Below are 15,983 nucleotides of genomic sequence, written 5' to 3'. Positions count from 1 at the left end.
CTGGGTGCAAGGCGTTCAGTCCCGCTTTTGGCACAAGCACTGCCTTGTGGGTGCGTTATAGTCCGCTACGTGAATATTTTTACTTCAGGAGTGCCGCCTGTGACCGAGTATCGCGCGTTCAAGGTTGAACTGACCGATAACATCGCCCATGTGCAGATCAACCGCCCGGAAAAGCTCAATGCGATGAATGCCGACTTCTGGCAGGAGATCCGCGACATCTTCCAGTGGGTCGATGACACCGACGCGGTGCGCGTAGTGGTGCTCAGCGCTGCCGGCAGGCATTTTTCCGCCGGTATCGACCTGGCCTTGCTGGCCCAGCTGGCCGGGCAGATGGGCAGGGACGTGGGGCGCAACGCACGCCTGCTGCGGCGCACCATTCTCGGCCTGCAGGCGTCGTTCAATGCCGTGGACAACTGCCGAAAGCCGGTGCTGGCGGCGATCCAGGGCTATTGCCTGGGCGGGGCGATCGACCTGGTTTCGGCCTGCGACATGCGCTACTGCAGCGCGGATGCACAGTTCTCGATAAAGGAAATCGACATGGGCATGGCGGCCGATGTCGGCACCTTGCAACGTTTGCCGCGTATCATCGGCGATGGCGTGATGCGCGAGATGGCCTATACCGGGCGCAACGTGGCGGCGGCCGAGGCCCAGCGTATCGGGCTGGTCAACCAAGTGTTCGACGACCAGGCGGCGCTGCTCGATGGAGTCTTTGCCTTGGCGGCGCAAATTGCGCAAAAATCGCCGATTGCCGTGGGCGGCACCAAGCAGATGCTCAACTACATGCGCGACCATCGCATCGACGATGGCCTGGAGTACATCGCCACCTGGAACGCCGCCATGCTGCAGTCCGAAGACCTGCGGGTCGCTATCGCGGCCCACATGAGCAAACAGAAACCGACGTTCGCCGACTGACCAGGCCGGGGGACGCGCTTCAAGGAACCCCCGAACATGTCAGCACGCTGGACTACCGCAGTACTAGACCCGCAGATCACCGGCGGCCTGGCCGTCGCCCGTGGCCCGGAAGGGTTCCTGGTGGACGACAACGGCGCGCTGTTCCCCCGCCAGTGGCTCAAGGCCCAGGACCTGGACGTACTGTGCGAGCACGGCATCGGCCACCTGGACGGCCAGCCGGTGTTCCTGCTCGAGCTGCGCGCCACTGCCCAGGTGCCGGGCTGCACCTGGCGCGGCCTGCGCCAGTTCATGCTCGAGGGCGACATGCAGACCTACACCGTGCTGGGCTATGCCGCGCAGATCGGCACTTGGGCCCGCGAGCACCGTTTCTGCGGCAGCTGTGGCCAGCCCATGGCCCAGATCCGTTGGGAGCGGGCGATGTACTGCCAGCCGTGCGACCTGCGCAGCTACCCGCGCATTTCGCCAAGCATGATCGTGCTGATTACCCGGGGAGATGAAGTGTTGCTGGCACGTTCGCCGCGCTTCGTCACGGGCGTGTACAGCACCCTGGCGGGCTTTGCCGAGCCGGGCGAGTCGGCGGAGGACTGCCTGGTGCGTGAGGTGCGCGAGGAAGTGGCGGTGGAGGTCAGGAACATCCAGTACATCGGCAGCCAGTGCTGGCCATTCCCCCATTCGATGATGCTGGGCTTCCATGCCGAATATGCCGGTGGCGAAATCGTCATGCAGCCGGACGAGATCGAGGATGCCCAGTGGTTCAACGTGCACGACCTGCCGCCGCTGCCGGCCGGGCGCTCCATCGCCCGCTACCTGATCGACCTCTATGTGGCCCGTCGCCTAGGCCTGCCCGAACCAGTGCTGCCACACTAGGCGCACGGTCAATGCCAGGACCACGGCGATGAATACCGGGCGGATGAACTTGCTGCCGCCGCTGATCGCCGTGCGGGCACCGAAGAACGCACCGACCATCACCGACAGGCCCATGGCCAGGCCGACGATGTAGTCCACCTGCCCGGAAACGATGAATACCGTCAGCGCCGCAATGTTGCTGACGAAGTTCATGCTGCGTGCCACGCCGCTGGCACGGACCAGGTCGATGGGGTAGAGCAGCAAGGTGCTCACCGTCCAGAACGCGCCAGTGCCCGGGCCGGCCACGCCGTCATAGAAGCCCAGGCCGAAGCCCTGGGGGAACTGCCATCTCTTCTTGATTGGCACGTCGGCGTCCAGTGGTGCCTTGGGCGTACCGCCGAACAGCAGGTAGACGCCGCAGGCGAAGACGATCACCGGCAGCATCTTGTTCAGCCAGTCGGCGGGCATGAAGTGCGCCGCTACCGCCCCGAGCAGCGCACCGACCAATGTACCCAGCAGCGCCGGGCGCCACTGCGCCGGGTGGAACAGCTTGCGTCGGTAGTAGGTAAAGCCGGCGGTGGCCGAGCCGAAGGTGGAACTGAGCTTGTTGGTCCCCAGTACCAGGTGCGGCGGCATGCCGGCGGTCAGCAATGCCGGCGTGGTCAGCAGCCCGCCGCCGCCGGCGATGGCGTCGATGAACCCGGCGACGAAGGCGACCAGGGCGAGGATCAGCAGGGTGAGTGGTTCTACGGTGAGTTCGAAGGGCATGGGGGGCTTTGGCTGGCTGGGGAGGCGGCGAGGGCCGCGCTAGAGGGTGTACATGGTAATCGGCCCGCAGAGCGGTTGCCAATCGAGCCGTTGGGGCTGCTTTGCAGCCCTTGCGCGGCACAAGGCCGCTCCAACAGTGTGGGGGCGACCTTTGTTGATATGTCGATCAGAGGAACCAGCGATACTCCCGCGCACTGACCTCATGCATGAATGCCAAATGGTCCTGGCGTTTGTTTTCGCAATAGACCATCACGAACTCCTCACCCAAGCCCTCGTTCACCGCCCGATCGCTGCGCATCGCCGCCACGGCGCCGAGCATGTCCGTGGGGAAATCGATTCCGCTGGTGCGGTCGTCGTTGAGCGGCGCGATCGGCTCCTGTGCGGCATCGAGCCCATGTTCCATGCCGCACAGGATCGCCGCCAGCACCAGGTATGGGTTGGCGTCGGCCCCCGCCAGGCGATGTTCGATGCGCAGGTTACGGGCATCGGAGTCGGGGATGCGAATGCACGCATCGCGGTCCTCGAAGCCCCAGCTGGCACGGCTGGCGGCATTGACCATGGCGCCATAGCGACGAAACGCATTGTGGTTGGCGGCGAAGATCGGCATGCAGTGCGGCAGCAGCGCCAGGCAGCCGGCCACGGCGTGGCGCAGGGGGCGTTGGCCGTCGGCCGCCAGCAGGTTGTTGCCGGCCTCGTCGTAGAGGCTCACATGGACATGCATGCCGCTGCCCGGCGCATGCAGGTAGGGCTTGCTCATGAACGAGGCGCGCAGGCCGTGCTTGAGGGCAACGCCACGGGTGCTGCGGCAGAACATGGCGGCCCAGTCAGCTGCGCGCAGGCCGTCATCGCAATGGCCGAAGTTGATCTCGAATTGGCCCGGGCCGAGCTCGGCGGTGATGACATTGGCATCCACGCCTTGGGCATTGGCCGTGCCGACCATGTCGTGCAGCACGTCGGAGAACCGCGAAAGGCGCTCGATGTGCATGTTGGGCTGGTCGTCGGCATCGCCGCTGAACGGGTCGCGGGGGAACTGCGGCAGGCCATCTTCGAGCGTACGGTCGAACAGGTAGAACTCCAGCTCGAAGGCGACCACCGGGCGGATGCCTCGACGTTGCAGGCGCTGCAGCACGCGGGCGAGCACTTCGCGCGGTTCGAACTCGATGGGGGCGGCGGTGCCGTCGGAGGTGATGAGCATTTGCCCCAGCGGCTCGCGCTCCCAGTTCACCGGCTTGAGGGTGCCGGGCACCAGGCGGCGCGGTGCGTCCGGATCGCCGTCGGCGAAGCAGTAGTCGCCGATCGGGAACAGCCCGCCCTGCACGCCCAGCAACACGCAGTTTTGCGGTAGTTTCAGGGGGCTGCCGGCGGCAACCTTTTCGAGCATGTCCACCGGGTAGCGTTTGCCATAGAAATGCCCGGGGATATCCAGGCTGATCAGGTCCACATGGCGCACGTCGGGGTGCTGGGCGCGAAATGCGCGAACTTCACTGAGCAGGTCGGGAACGCTTTTTATTGTGGTTGTCATGCTGTGCTCTCAACGAAATACCCAGAGGACTCGGGTCGTCTGGTCGGTCAGGTTGGCGTAGCGGAACTGGCTGTGCGGCGGTAGCTGGAAACTGTCGTTGGGGCCGAGGGTCACCGGCTCGTCGCGGCCTTCCAGCCAGACGGTCAGTTGCCCTTCGAGGACGAACCCGCCCTGTTCGGAGCTGTCGTCCAGGTGCCCCTCGCCACTACTGGCGCCGGGGGCCAGGTGGCTTTCGAGCATGGAGAAGCTGCCGGTGAGGGTGGGCGAGACCAACACGTCGGTCACGCCCTCGGCGTAGTAGATCGTGCGCCGCTCGCCGGGACGGGTGACCCAGCCCAGCGCCCGGGGCTGGTTGGCCTGGTAGAAATAGGTGGTCGGTACATGCAGGGCTTCGCTGATGGCGGTGAGGTCGGCCACGGTTGGGCGCGACAGGCCGCGCTCGACCTGGGACACGAAACCCAGCGAGCGGTTGACTCGACTGGCCAGCTCGCCCAGGGTCAGGCCACGGTGCTTGCGCAGGTCGCGGATCAGCAGCGCCAGGCCCTGGATGTCTTCGTCGGTGTGCCGTGTGACGTGGGCTTCAGACATGGTCGCGCAACCTGTACCAGGCTTTGGCAGCGGCTTCCAATGGCGCGGCCATGAGCGCTCCACCGGGGAAGCGACCGTTCTCGATGCCCTGATACAGGCCCAGCAGCTCGTCATCGCCGAGAATCGCATCGCTGACCGCCCGCGCGCCGGCCAGGGTCGGCAGCACGCCATGGCCGGAGAAGCCCTGCAGCCAGTAGCGCTGGCCCTGGCGTCCGATGTCCGGCGTGCGCTGGATGCTGCAGTCGATGTGTCCGCCCCAGGCATAGTCCAGGGCCACGCCGGTGAGCTGGGGGAAGACGCGTTCCAGATAAGGGCGGGTGGCGCTGGCGACATCCTTGGGAATACCGCCCAGGTAAGTGCAGCCACCGCCGAACAACAGGCGGTGATCGGGCGTCAGGCGGAAGTAATCAGGGACGAACTGGTTGTCGATCACGCAGCTGTTGCGCGGCAGCAGCGACTGGGCCAGTGCCGGGTCCAGGGGCGCGGTGGCCACCTGGTAGGAGCCCACCGGCAGCAGGCGGCGCGAGAGGTCGCGGTCGAGGCGGTCGATATAGGCATTGCAGGCCAGTACCAGCACCTGGCTGCGCACTTCGCCGTGGGCGGTGCGGGCGACGAAGCCGCTGGCGCTTTCGTGATAGTCCAGCACCCGGCTCTGCTCGAAGATCTGCCCACCCGCGGCCTCGATCGTGGCTGCCAGGCCCTGGGCCAGCTTCAGCGGGTTGAGATGGGCGCCGTTGGGATCGTACAGGGCGGCCTGGTAGCGCGGACTGTCGATCCATTCGGGCAGCTCGTCGCGGCGGATCAGGCGCAGGCAGTCGTACCCCCATTTCTGCTCGGCCTCGCGCTGGGCCTGTTCAAGGATCTTCACCCGACGGGGCATCACGGCGGTCCACAGGCTGCCGACCCGGTAGTCCACGTCGAAACCGTGTCGCTCGGGCAGCTCGCGCATTTCTTCGGCGGCCCAGCACATGCTGGCCCACAGCCGGCGGGCGCGCTCCACGCCCAGCGCCTTCTCCAGCGGCGGCATGTCGCACGACCAGCCTAGCAGCGCCTGCCCGCCATTGCGCCCGGACGCGGCCCAGGCGACCCGGCTGGCCTCCAGCAGGACCACGCGCCTACCGGCCAGGGCCAGGCGCAGCGCGGTATGCAGGCCGCTGAAGCCAGCACCGATGATGAGCACATCGGTATCCAGGGTGCCTTGTAGGGTCGGGCGTAAGGGGATGGCGCCGGGGTAGGTCTGGGCGTAATAGCTGGCGACGTGTTGAGCGGATTGCTTGAACATGCGGGCCTCGTGAAATTTTTTGTTATTTATTTCATGAAAAAATAGCAGATAAATTTCACCGCGCCAGTCGCCATCATTTGCAGATAAGATCCTGTTGTGACCCATCGCGCAGAGAACAAGCGGCTAGCGCCGCGCCCCTGTGGGAGCGGCGGTGCGGCGGTCCTACTTGTCCCGCGATCAAGGGCGAAGCCCTTGCCAGGCGACGATGATATCGGGCCCGGCCCAACCGCGGGACAAGCCCGCTCCCACAGGGCCCTGCAAAATCAAATACTTATGCGTTGTTCTATGAGCGGGCTCGCCCCGCGATTGGCTGCACTGCAGCCCCTTGGACTCAGGAACCCCCATGCGCCGCCTGCCTTCCCTGACTGCCCTGCGCACCTTCGAATGCGCCGCCCGCCATGGCCACTTCGGCCGCGCTGCTGCCGAGCTGTGCGTGACCGACAGCGCGGTCAGCCATCAGATCCGCCAATTGGAGGAGCAACTCGGCGTGCCGCTGTTCGAGCGGGCAGGGCGCCAGGTGCGTCCGACGGCTGAAGCCGAGCGCCTGTTGCATCACCTGCAGCAGGCCTTCGAACTGATCGGCAAGGCCTGCGACGAGCTGCGCGATCCGGCGTCCCAGGCCGTGCTCAGGGTCGCGGTGACGGCAGAGCTCGCGCAGAAGTGGCTGGTGGCCCGGCTTGCCGACTTCAGCAGTCGCTACCCGCACATCACCCTGCACCTGCACGAGCAGCCGATCGACGCCGGTGCCCCGGCGGTGGACGTCGACCTTGCCATCACCTACGGCACCAGCGCGCTGGACGCCAGTACCCATTTCGTCCGGCCGCTGCCGCTGTTGCAGTTCTTCCCGGTGTGCAGCCCGGGCCTGTTCAACCAGGGCGGACTCAAGCGCCCACGGGACCTGGTGCGCCATTGCCTGCTGCACGACGACCAGGACGGCCGCACCTGGACCACCTGGCTGGCCACTCACGCCGAAGATGCCTTGCCCACCCGCCAGCTGTATTTCCCCCATGCGGCGCTGGCCTTGGAGGCGGCGGTGCTGGGGCAGGGCGTGGCCATGGGCGATAACCTGACCTGCCAGGCCGACCTGCAAAGCGGGCGGCTGGTGCGGCCGTTCACGGCCAGTGTGACCGCACAGGGCCAATACGCCCTGGTATGCGAGCGCCTGCGCCTGGAGCGGGTGGCCGTGGCCGAATTCGTCGATTGGTTCATCGAACAGATCGCCGAACCCTGAATTCAATTCATCAATCGCTGAGTTTTCATCGTTGGAAGCCCCTGGCGCTGCGGCGTAGCGTGCAGTCATCACTCACCGATGACGAGGTTCGACCCATGGCGCGTACGCTGACCACCACTCCCAAGGCCGATGGCTTCCGCCTGCCTGGCGAATTCGAGCGCAAGACCCGCTGCTGGCTCGGCTGGCCGGAGCGCCCGGATGTCTGGCGCAACGGTGGCAAGCCGGCGCAGAAGGTCTGGGTCGATATCGTCACCGCCATCGCCTCCAGCGAACCTGTGACCGTGTGCGCCTCCGCCGCCCAGTACGCCAACGCCCGCCGTCTGTTGCCGGCCCAGGTGCGGGTAGTGGAGATGACCTGCAACGACACCTGGTTCCGTGACAGCGGCGCCTGTTTCGTGGTCAACGACAGCACCGGCGAAGTACGCGGGGTGGATTTCGAATTCAATGCCTACGGTGGCCTGGATGGCGGCCTCTACTATCCCTGGGACAAGGACGATCAGATCGCCCAGAAGATGCTGGAAATCGAGCACCTGGACCGCTACCGCGCCCCGTTGATCGCCGAGCTGGGCGGCATCCAGAGCGATGGCCAGGGCAGCCTGCTGACCACCGAGCAGTGCCTGCTCAACCGCAACCGCAATGCCCACCTGGGCAAGGAGGAAGTCACCCGCCGCCTGCAGGACTACCTGGGTGCCGAGCAGGTGATCTGGCTGCCGCGCGGCTGCAAGTTCGACGAAACCGATGGTCATGTGGACGACCTGGCCTGCTTCGTACGCCCCGGCGAGGTCGTGCTGCAATGGACCGACGATCGCAACGACCCGCAGTGGGAGATCTACCAGGAGGCCTACGACATCTTGCGCAGCACACGCGACAGCCGAGGCCGCGAGTTGAAAGTGCACAAGCTGCCGCAGCCGCAGGTACTGGAATGGACCGCCGAAGAGGCCGCAGGCCTCGACCAGGTCGACGGTACCCATCTGCGCCAGGCAGGTACCCGGATCTGTGCCTCGTACATCAATTACTACGCCGGCAACTCGGCCATCGTCGTGCCGCTGTTCGGCGACCGCAACGACAGCGTGGCCCAGGCGACCCTGGCCGAGCTGTTTCCCAACCACCGCATCATCGGTATCGAGCACTCGCGGGAGATCCTGCTCGGTGGCGGCAACGTCGCCTGCATCACCATGCCTCAATACGCTGCCGGAGACCGCTGATGAAACCGACCGCCCTTGCCCTGGCGCTCGCCCTGGGTTGTGCCGTGTCGGCGGCCCAGGCAGCCGACGCACAACAGCCGACCGTCAATCTGTACATCTGGGGCGAGTATCTCGCCCCGGACACCCTGGCCAACTTCGAGAAAGAGACCGGCATCCGTGTGGTGGCCGACCACTTCGACTCCCTGGAAACCGCCGAAACCAAGCTGCTCACTGGCGGTAGCGGCTACGACCTGGTGCTCAGCGCTGGCCAGCACCTGAGCCGGGCGATCGCCAGCGGCGCGCTGCAGCCGCTGGACAAGCGCCAGTTGCCGCACCTGTCGGGCATCGGCGAGGAGTTCCGCCAGCATATGGCGGTGTTCGACCCGGGCAATCGTTATGCCGGTACCTACGCCTGGGGCACCACGGGCGTGGGGTACCAGGAACAGGCGGTGGCGGCGCGGCTCGCGGATGCGCCGCGTGACAGCTGGGCGATGCTGTTCGACCCGCAGGTGGTGGCGAAATTCGCCGACTGCGGTGTGAGTTTTCTAAATGATCCCAACGAGGTGTTCGCGGCAGCCATGCGCTACCTGGGGCTGGACATCAACCAGCAGCGCATGGAGGACCTGAAGGCCGCCGAGGCGCATCTGCGCAAGATCCGCCCGTATATCCGTTATTTCGACAATGACCGCAACATCAACGACCTGGCCAATGGCGAGACCTGCGTGGCGATGTCGTGGAACGGCAACGTGGCCATCGCCCAGGCCCAGGCCGAGCAGGCCGGCAAGACGTTCAAGCTCGACTACCAGATTCCCAGGGAAGGCACGCTCATCTGGCTGGATGCGCTGGTGGTACCCAAGGACGCGCCGCATCCGGAGGCGGCCTGGAAGTTGATGGACTACCTGATGCGACCGGACGTGATCGCGCCCATCACCGACACCATTCACTACGCCAATGCCATCACGGCAGCAGACAGCCTGGTGGATGCGCGGATCCGCAATGCACCGGGCACCTATCCACCTGCGCAGGTGAGGGCGCGGTTGTACAGCAAGAACGACAATGGCAAGGCGTTCAACCGAGCGCTGACCCGCGCGTTCAGCCGGCTCAAGAGCTGAACCTGAGACGGGTAGTAGCCTGGTACCGGTCGTGGTGGGCAGGGGGTGATTAATCTCGCCCCCTTCCTACACAGTCGGAGGCAGGCACATGGGTAACGTTTCCCAAGGCGTGGACACGCTGGCAGTCGCGCAACAGTTCCAGGATCGCCTGATCGCCAGGCGTTTGCCCGGGTGGATTACCCAGGTGCACGACATGTATTACCTGGATCTGGTGGAGGCGCTGGAGGATGGCCTGGCAAGCCGACAGCGCCTGGTCCGCTACTGGGCCCGGATAGAGCAGATCGACGTTTTCGGCAAACGAATGCTCCAGGCTGCGATACACGAACAGGTGGGTGCCGATGTCGATATCGACACCCAGTACTTTCGTCGCCAGTACTTCTTCACCTCGCCTGAACAGAGCCCCTGGGCCGGCCGCTTACCATTGCAGGATACCGATTATTACGACGTCCCTTTGCTGAGTGCTGCCTTACGCAACTTCACGCTGGATGAAACCAAGCCTGATGGCCAGCCAAAGCACAATAGGTTGGTCGACGTATCCGGCAATACCGTGGCACAACCGAGTGCGCGGGCATTTGCCGAGCTGTGCCGGACACTTGACCTGGGCGTGCAATACCAGCAGCACCTCGACTCGGTTTTCAAGTCATCGGCAGGTAACGGTCTGGATTTCAAGCAGTCCATAGCGCAACTGCAGCGCTCTTCCATGTTGCTCGATGCCTTCAAGGCGTATGAACAAGACGTTTTGTCGTGGGACGAACTGGGTGTGGTGATCGCGCTCTATCGGCACGGCAAGCCAGGGGGCTTGGGAGGGGCTCCTGTCATCGCCTGCCGACTACGTGCGTTCGCTTGCGATCTGCAGCAGATCGTCGTGCTGGTGGCCGTCGAGGAGCACCAGTTGGCAAATACCAGCCAGCGCGTGCTGGTTCATATTCCAGGCGATCCGCACGGCCCCTGGCACTCAGCCAGCAACATCAACGACTTCGCCAGAGGTACGTTGGCCAAGCGCTTGGCCCAGTCTGAATACCGGCAGTTCTTCAGGCGATTCGTGCGCTATCGCGACAGCCAACGTTTCTTTTCCGCTGCCCTGAGTCGCCTGGACAACGCGGTAGCGCTGAAAATAGAGGGCCTGGACGAAAGCTTGAAGGCCTACCCCAGGCCATTGTTCGAGTATCTGGCGGCGGCGCGCGTCGCCCAGGTCAAGGACGATGCTGCAATGATCGCCACGCCGGTGGCGCGACTGGACCGCGCCGTGCAGAAGGCACATGACCAGCGCCTGGAGGCTGAAGGCAGGACGTTGCTGGAAATGGCACAGCTGTTCGTGCCGGAGGTTGGCGAGATCCTTCATCTGGCGCATGTATGGAGCATGCTCGAAGAGGTGTTTCACGCCATCGAGGATTGGCGGGACGGAGACACTACGGCCGCGCTCGATCATGTGGTTCATGTCATCGATGGCATGACGCTCTCGGGCGGGGTGGGCGAGGGGTTCGACACATTGCGGTCGAACTGGGCACGGGCCGAGGTGGTGGACCAGTTGGTGCCGGTCCTGCTGGAGGACGGTACGGAGAAACTGTGGAACCAGGACCTTGCGCCGTTTCTCAGCGAGCCGCCGGCTGAGGCGGCATCGGATGAGCTTGGGGTCCGCAGCCTGGGCGAACGGCACTGGATAGAGATCGATGGCCAGTTCTATGAAGTGCTCAAGCGTGACCATGACACCTGGCATTTGAAATCCCAGGATGGTCATGCCCCGGAAGTACTGCACAACCAGGCAGGCGCCTGGCGGCTTTGGTGCGAGCAGCCGGTGGAATGGACAGATGCCCGGCGTATGTTCCGGCGCCTGGGCGGGGCATTCGGCAAGCTTCGTGACGAACAGATCGACCAGGTCATGGCGATACATGGCCTGGATGCCGACTACCTCAGGGGGTTGCATGTGTATGCCAGGGCACCGGACGCCGAACTGGTCGATACGGTTCAGCGGGTTCGGTTGGTCAACCGCGTGTACGACTTGGCGAGCCGGTTGCATTACGGGCAACCGATCCTGGACCAGGCATTGCTTTCGCGGGTACGAGACTTGAGACCGACGGGTGATACGAGCGATGACAACTTGGCTGACCTGGCCTGGACGCACCGACGCGAACTCTTTCAGCACCTGTACCGCGAGCTGGACGCCGTTACGGATGACACACGTCTCTTGCGCCAGACGTTTGCTGGCCTGCATCGCCTGGCGGCAGAGCAGTTATTGCACATCACCAGCGATGACGACCTGCAAGCGCTGGAGAACGGACAGGTTCCGCCACGCCTGGCTGAATGGGCCGGCGTACATGCCGCACGGATCCGCAGTGTGCGTGCATTCGAGGCGTTGTGCTTTGAAATACCGCAGGGCCTGGACCTTGCCCGCTTGGCAGTGAGCCTGCTGGAAGCGTTCCCCGACGCCGTTGCCGGGCCAGGCTGGGAACTGATCGTTGACGACGGGCAGGCGCCTTCACTGAGGTTCCAGGGCGAAGACGTCATGTTCAGCCTGATCTGCCAGGATGGGCAGTTCCTTTTACGTGATGACCAAGGGCGGGATATCGGTGAACCGGGGGAGTTGTTCCTGACCCTTGCCAGCGCTTTCGCGCAGGGACAGGACGAAGGCTCGGGCGAGGACGAAACCTTTGCATTGACGTTGCGGGCCCGCTTGGTCGGGCTGTTGCTCGACCACCGTGAGCAAGTGGCGCAGGCGTTGGCCAATGGTCGTGCATTCCTGGCTTTGCCTGATTTGTCTGTAGAGCATGACGACTACACGTTGAGCAGTGATCTATATCAGGTCGGCAAGCGCCAACCCAAGTCCCTTCAAACACGGTTGCGCTACTTCTATCCAGATTTCAGCGACGAGGAAGTCGAGCAGTGGTTGCAAGGGATTCGCAACAAGAGCCAGGTCCCTGGCGTGGTGCTCGGCGAACTGAAAGTCGAATACCGTGCGTTGTGCGAGAACCTCAACTATTGGGTCTGGGTGAATGCGCTGAGTTCGCCGAGGGAAATAAAGTGCCGTCGCCTGGCCAAGGCGCTTTTGCTCAAGGCCTGGAAGCGCTTGATCCCGCGAAAGACCCGTGCACGTGATGAGCCGGACGATACATTGACGATCGCGGGCGTCTTGTTTTCGCGGCTGACAACGTTGCCGAGCTTGTTCCCCGGCGTTGAGTTTCCGCACGTTTCAGAATTGTTGCTGCGGGCAATGCCGTTGAAGCAGATACCGAGCACGTTCCTCGCTGCATTCGTCAATTTACGACGGTTGGAGGTGACCGGTTGCAAGATCGAGCGGGTGCCTTTGCACAAGGCATTCGATACGAAGTTGAACGTACTCGACCTTTCCAATAACAAGATTGACCTGGACGGCATTCAGTCCACCTGGGTGTCTCGCTGCAGGTCGCTGGTCTATTTGAATATGTCCAACAACCCGTTGGGGCGGGCGCCTGACATTCGATCCTTACCAATGCTCAATACACTGTTGCTCAACAACGCCAACCTGGCGTCCATACCTACAGGGATTGTGCTGCATGCCAGGATCTCCAACTTCGATATACGAGGCAACGCCCGCATCAGTATCCCCAGTACGGTCGTTCATTCGCAGTTGTGGGCGCAGGGCAGGGTCCGTATTGACGATGCTCTATACGCACCTGAGCCGAGGGACTGGCAGGAGCCGAGGTGGAGTGAAGTGCCGATGCGCTTGCGTTGGCAAGACCGTGTCGATCCGACGGTCAGAGACAGCATGGCGTTGGCCTGGGTCGAGCTGGAGCAGTACCCCGAGGCGCATGAGTTCTTCACGTTGGTGGCGAGGGTGGCCAGGTCGATAGGCTTCTCCAACGAAGACCACGCCACTGATTTGGCCAACCGCTTGTACACCCTGATGGTGGATTTGATGGATGATCCGGCGTTGAGGACGCACTTGTTTGCATTGGCCGTGAACGCACACTGCGAAGACAATGCCATTACCTGCTTCAGCAATTTGGAGATAAACCGGACGGTATGGGCCGCGGAGCGCGATGGTGTCGCGGAGGAAGCGCTGGTGGGCCTGCTGGGAAGACTATGGCGGCTGGACCAGGTAGACGAAGCTGCCCGCGAGCATGCATTGAACATGAGAGGCGACGGGCGCGAGGCGGTGGAGGCCTTGCTGTATTTTCGGATCGGGCTCAATGACGCGTTGGATCTGGGCCTCAACCGGTTGACCATTCGCCACCCTTTTTTCGCCGAGGCAGATGAGGAAACCCTCGACGCGATACGGGACAGGATCACGTCGGAGCAGACCGAAAGCATCCTGGTCGAGGCCCTGCTGCAGCGCAGCGTATGGGTGAGCCACCTGGAAAAGACCTACGGTCATAGGTTTGAAGTGCCCCAGGCACTCCAGGATGAATACAGCACGCTTTGCGACGCGGGGGACGATGAAGGCGCGGCGCAGCTGTGGGGAGTGATCCAGGCCGTGAAACCGGGCATGTTGCGTACGCTCACCAGCGAGGCACTGAGAAAGTACGGGGCGAGCTGGAAGGTGCCGATCATTTACGACCTGGCGATCTGAGTTCGCCCGTCAGCGGGTTACCTTGCGTCGGCTCGGCCTGACCTTGCCGTTGGCCGCTTTGGTGGCTTCACCCGCCGCCTTGGCCTTGGGGCTACTTTTGCGCTTCTTTTTCCACGGCGCGCCTTTGCCCGAAGCGGGCACGGGCGGGCCGCTGATGGTCAGACGCATGCCGCTGCAGCGCTGCACCAGCTTGCCCATCCACGCCGATTGCCGGGCGACGAACTCTTCCAGACTCATTTCGCCGCTCTGCACCATGTCCAGCGCCTGTTCCCAGATGGCCGTGGTGCCAGGGTCGGCGATGGCCCGGGGCACGGCCTCGATCAGGCTGAAGGCCGCCGGGGTGGCGGCCAGGGCCTTGCCGTTCTTGACCAGATAGCCCCGATCGAGCAGGCCCTGAATGATGCTGGCGCGGGTGGCTTCGGTACCGATGCCAGTGGTTTCCTTGAGCTTCTGCTTGAGCAGCGGGTCGTCGACCAGCTTGGCGACGTTCTTCATGGCCTTGATCAGGTCGCCCTCGGTGAAGGGCTTGGGCGGCTGGGTCCATAAGTCCTTGAGTTGCAGACCCTGCACGGCGCAGTCCTGGCCTTCGCGCAGCGGTGGCAATACTTGAGCGGGCGGCGCCTCGCGCCCTTTGGTTGGGGTCAGCGCCTCGGGCAGGGCGCGGCGCCAGCCTGGCTCGACGATCTGCTTGCCCACCGCACGCAGGGCGTGGCCGGCGCAGTCGAACTCGGCCTGGGTGCGGTCGTACTCGTGGTTGGGCAGGAACTGCGCCAGGTAGCGAGCACGGATGAGCGTGTACACCGCCTTGTACTTGGGCGGCAGGCGCGAGGGGTCGCTGGCGGCGGCGGTGGGGATGATGCCGTGGTGGGCGCTGACTTTGGCGTCGTTCCAGGCACGCGAGCGGCGTTGCGGTTCCAGGTGCGGCTGCAGCGGCGCCAGGCTGGCGTCGGCGCGTTGCAGGGCCGCCAGGATCGCCGGCGCCTCGGCATGCTGGCTGAGTGGCAGGTAGCCGCAGTCGCTGCGCGGGTAGGTGATCAGTTTGTGGGTTTCGTACAAGGCCTGCGCGATGTCCAGGGTTTCCTGGGCGCCGAGGCCGAGCTTCTTCGAGCACACTTCCTGCAGGGTGCCCAGGTCGAAGGGCAGGGGGGCGGCTTCGCGTACGCGCTCGGTGGCGACCTGGGTCACCTGGGCGCTGCCAGCGGCGCCGATGGCGGCAGCGGCCTGCTGGGCCAGGGCCTGGTTCAGGCAACGGCCCTGGTCGTCGCAGGCGTCTTCGGGCGCGCGCCACTGGGCATTGAAGACGCTGCCAGCGCTTTCCAGCTGCACCTCGATGGCCCAGTAGGGCACGGGCACGAAGTCGGCGATGCTACGGTCGCGGTCCACCACCAGGCGCAAGGTCGGTGTTTGCACCCGGCCTACGGGCAATACGCCCTGGTAGCCGGACTGACGGCCGAGCAGGGTGAACAGGCGGCTCAAGTTCATGCCGATCAGCCAGTCGGCACGGGAGCGGCCCAGGGCCGAATGGTACAGGCTGTAGGTTTGCTGTCCCGGCAGCAGGCGGGCCAGTGCCTTGCGGATCGAGGCGTCGTCCAGGGCCGAAAGCCACAGGCGCTGGACAGGCCCTCGGTAACGGCAATGCTCCACCAGCTCGCGGGCGATCATTTCGCCTTCGCGGTCGGCGTCGGTGGCGATCACCAATTCCCGGGCTTCGCCGAGCAGCCGCTTGACCGCCTTGAACTGGCTGGCGGTCTTGGGCTTGACCAGCATCTTCCATTTCTCGGGGATGATCGGCAGGTCGGCCAGGTTCCAGCGCTTGTAGCGTTCGTCGTAGCTGTCGGGCGGGGCGGTTTCGAGCAGGTGGCCGATGCACCAGGTCACGCAGACGTCGGGGCCCTGCCAGCAGCCGTCGGCCTTGCGGTTGGCGCCGAGGACCTTGGCGATGTCTTTTGCCTGGGAGGGTTTTTCGCAAAGATACAGGCGCATGGCCGGGAT

At 64.3% G+C, this 15,983-nt stretch carries 11 protein-coding genes; 6 read left to right on the top strand and 5 right to left on the bottom strand.

Annotated features, from left to right (window positions below):
* Positions 1-99 precede the first annotated feature (99 nt).
* Positions 100-912, top strand: a complete 813-nt coding sequence (locus IRZ56_RS01455) for a crotonase/enoyl-CoA hydratase family protein (RefSeq protein WP_196143270.1) — start codon at positions 100-102, stop codon at positions 910-912.
* A gap of 36 nt (positions 913-948) precedes the next feature.
* Complete coding sequence (gene nudC / locus IRZ56_RS01450; protein ID WP_196143269.1) at positions 949-1,779, top strand: NAD(+) diphosphatase; 831 nt, start codon at positions 949-951, stop codon at positions 1,777-1,779.
* Here the strand turns inward: nudC and IRZ56_RS01445 are convergent.
* The 4 genes from IRZ56_RS01445 to IRZ56_RS01430 all read right to left on the bottom strand — a co-directional run bounded on the left by IRZ56_RS01445 (position 1,747) and on the right by IRZ56_RS01430 (position 5,918).
* Complete coding sequence (locus IRZ56_RS01445; protein ID WP_196143268.1) at positions 1,747-2,526, bottom strand: TSUP family transporter; 780 nt, start codon at positions 2,524-2,526, stop codon at positions 1,747-1,749. The two genes, nudC and IRZ56_RS01445, sit on opposite strands and share 33 nt — an antisense overlap.
* 166 nt (positions 2,527-2,692) lie before the next feature.
* A complete protein-coding gene (locus IRZ56_RS01440) occupies positions 2,693-4,048 on the bottom strand; it encodes a glutamine synthetase family protein (protein ID WP_196143267.1) in 1,356 nt (451 codons plus the stop codon).
* Positions 4,049-4,057: 9 nt separating this feature from the next.
* Positions 4,058-4,636, bottom strand: a complete 579-nt coding sequence (locus IRZ56_RS01435; protein ID WP_196143266.1) for a helix-turn-helix domain-containing protein — start codon at positions 4,634-4,636, stop codon at positions 4,058-4,060.
* Positions 4,629-5,918, bottom strand: coding sequence for an NAD(P)/FAD-dependent oxidoreductase (locus tag IRZ56_RS01430; protein WP_196143265.1), 1,290 nt, complete (start codon positions 5,916-5,918; stop codon positions 4,629-4,631). Before IRZ56_RS01430 ends, IRZ56_RS01435 begins: the two co-directional genes overlap by 8 nt.
* Before the next feature lie 343 nt (positions 5,919-6,261).
* On the opposite strand from IRZ56_RS01430, the gene IRZ56_RS01425 reads away from it, so the two are divergent.
* From IRZ56_RS01425 to IRZ56_RS01410, 4 genes are all read left to right on the top strand, one after another.
* Positions 6,262-7,149 carry a LysR substrate-binding domain-containing protein gene (locus tag IRZ56_RS01425; protein ID WP_196143264.1) on the top strand — a complete coding sequence of 296 codons (888 nt, stop codon included), beginning with the start codon at positions 6,262-6,264 and terminating at the stop codon, positions 7,147-7,149.
* Between the two features lie 95 nt (positions 7,150-7,244).
* Positions 7,245-8,354, top strand: coding sequence for an agmatine deiminase (aguA, locus tag IRZ56_RS01420; RefSeq protein ID WP_196143263.1), 1,110 nt, complete (start codon positions 7,245-7,247; stop codon positions 8,352-8,354).
* Positions 8,354-9,445, top strand: coding sequence for an extracellular solute-binding protein (locus IRZ56_RS01415; protein ID WP_196143262.1), 1,092 nt, complete (start codon positions 8,354-8,356; stop codon positions 9,443-9,445). Before aguA ends, IRZ56_RS01415 begins: the two co-directional genes overlap by 1 nt.
* An 88-nt stretch (positions 9,446-9,533) precedes the next feature.
* Complete coding sequence (locus tag IRZ56_RS01410; protein WP_196143261.1) at positions 9,534-13,991, top strand: NEL-type E3 ubiquitin ligase domain-containing protein; 4,458 nt, start codon at positions 9,534-9,536, stop codon at positions 13,989-13,991.
* Positions 13,992-14,000: 9 nt separating this feature from the next.
* Here the strand turns inward: IRZ56_RS01410 and IRZ56_RS01405 are convergent, their stop codons facing one another.
* Complete coding sequence (locus IRZ56_RS01405; RefSeq protein WP_196143260.1) at positions 14,001-15,974, bottom strand: DNA topoisomerase III; 1,974 nt, start codon at positions 15,972-15,974, stop codon at positions 14,001-14,003.
* Positions 15,975-15,983: the final 9 nt, after the last annotated feature.

The sequence above is a fragment of the Pseudomonas guariconensis genome (assembly GCF_015680235.1).
Taxonomy (GTDB): Bacteria; Pseudomonadota; Gammaproteobacteria; order Pseudomonadales; family Pseudomonadaceae; genus Aquipseudomonas; species Aquipseudomonas guariconensis_A.
This window is presented reverse-complemented; position numbering and strand designations above follow the sequence as displayed.

Coding starts and splice junctions, on each gene's coding strand:
- nudC (WP_196143269.1), top strand. CDS start 949: ATGTCAGCACGCTGGACTACCGCAGTACTAGACCCGCAGATCACCGGC.
- IRZ56_RS01445 (WP_196143268.1), bottom strand. CDS start 2,526: ATGCCCTTCGAACTCACCGTAGAACCACTCACCCTGCTGATCCTCGCC.
- IRZ56_RS01440 (WP_196143267.1), bottom strand. CDS start 4,048: ATGACAACCACAATAAAAAGCGTTCCCGACCTGCTCAGTGAAGTTCGC.
- IRZ56_RS01435 (WP_196143266.1), bottom strand. CDS start 4,636: ATGTCTGAAGCCCACGTCACACGGCACACCGACGAAGACATCCAGGGC.
- IRZ56_RS01430 (WP_196143265.1), bottom strand. CDS start 5,918: ATGTTCAAGCAATCCGCTCAACACGTCGCCAGCTATTACGCCCAGACC.
- IRZ56_RS01425 (WP_196143264.1), top strand. CDS start 6,262: ATGCGCCGCCTGCCTTCCCTGACTGCCCTGCGCACCTTCGAATGCGCC.
- aguA (WP_196143263.1), top strand. CDS start 7,245: ATGGCGCGTACGCTGACCACCACTCCCAAGGCCGATGGCTTCCGCCTG.
- IRZ56_RS01415 (WP_196143262.1), top strand. CDS start 8,354: ATGAAACCGACCGCCCTTGCCCTGGCGCTCGCCCTGGGTTGTGCCGTG.
- IRZ56_RS01410 (WP_196143261.1), top strand. CDS start 9,534: ATGGGTAACGTTTCCCAAGGCGTGGACACGCTGGCAGTCGCGCAACAG.
- IRZ56_RS01405 (WP_196143260.1), bottom strand. CDS start 15,974: ATGCGCCTGTATCTTTGCGAAAAACCCTCCCAGGCAAAAGACATCGCC.